A 1195-nucleotide genomic window follows, 5' to 3' on the forward strand; every position below is an offset into this window, starting at 1 on the left:
CTTCGCGCGCAGCCTCTAGCACCGGCTCGGTGACGGGGCGCAGGGCGCACTCCAGCCCGAACTCGGCGCCGCCGTTCTCGGCCGCGCGGGCGCGCAGTTGCTCCAGCGCCGCGACCAGAAACCGCTCGATCGGCCCGATCGGGTTCACTTCGCCAGACGCCGGAGCGATACGGCCCGACACCCCCTCGCCCGGAAGTTGGGCGGCGGCCTGCAGCGCATCCTTCAGGGCCTTGGAGGCAGCTTCGTTGTCGGCGGTCAGATCGCCCAATCTCTGTTCAAGCCCCCGTCCGCGACGGCCGCGTCCCTCCGGGCCCCTGATCCAGCGGCGCAACTCGGCCGCCTCCTGCCCCGACAGGCAGGCGGAGAAGGCGCTGTCGGCGGCGTCGAACAGATGGTGGCCCTCGTCGAAAACGATGCGCTTCAGCGCCGCCGTCTCTCCGTCCTGCTTCAGGCCCCGCGCGGTGCGGGCGCCGTCGAAGGCGGCCTGCGTCATCACCAGCGCATGATTGGCCACCACCAGATCGGCGCGGCGGCTGGCGCGGATGGTCTTTTCGACAAAGCACAGGCGATAGTGGGGGCAGGCCGCATGGACGCACTCGCCGCGCCGGTCGACCAGATTCGCCGGTCCCGCCTGATGCATGGGCGCGGTCGCATAGAGGCCGGGCAGCCAGCCGGGATAGTCGCCGCCAGTCATGTCGCCGTCGCGGGTATGGGCGGCCCAGCGCGCGGCCAGCGCCATGCCGATCAGGTCGCCATTCCCCAGTTGCGCCGCCTGCACCATGTCCTGAAGATTGAGCAGGCAGAGGTAGTTTTCACGCCCCTTGCGCACCACGGTCTTGCGCCGCCGCTCGGCCTCGTCGGGCCACAAGGCGCGGCTCTCGCGGTCGATCTGGCGTTGCAGGGCGCGGGTGTAGGTCGAGATCCACGCTGCGCCTGCGTTGCGCTCGGCCCACAGGCTGGCGGGCGCCAGATAGCCCATGGTCTTGCCCGTGCCGGTCCCCGCCTCGGCCAGCAGGACGCGCGGACGGCCCTCTTCATTACGGGGCGAAAAGGCGTAGGCAGCCTCGGCCGCATAGTCGGACTGGGCGGGCCGCGTCTCGTCCAGACCCGAGGCCTGAAGCAGCTTGTCCAGACGGATGCGGGCGCTCTCGGAATCGACCGGGGCCGACCCGGCCTCGCCGCGCGGCGAGGCCGG

General features: G+C 71.4%; 1 pseudogene. It reads right to left on the reverse strand.

The features are described from left to right. Positions 1-1195: pseudogene (locus RT567_RS17065) on the reverse strand (ATP-dependent DNA helicase); the annotation flags it as partial.

Source organism: Brevundimonas sp. (genome assembly GCF_032107865.1).
Classification (GTDB): domain Bacteria; phylum Pseudomonadota; class Alphaproteobacteria; order Caulobacterales; family Caulobacteraceae; genus Brevundimonas.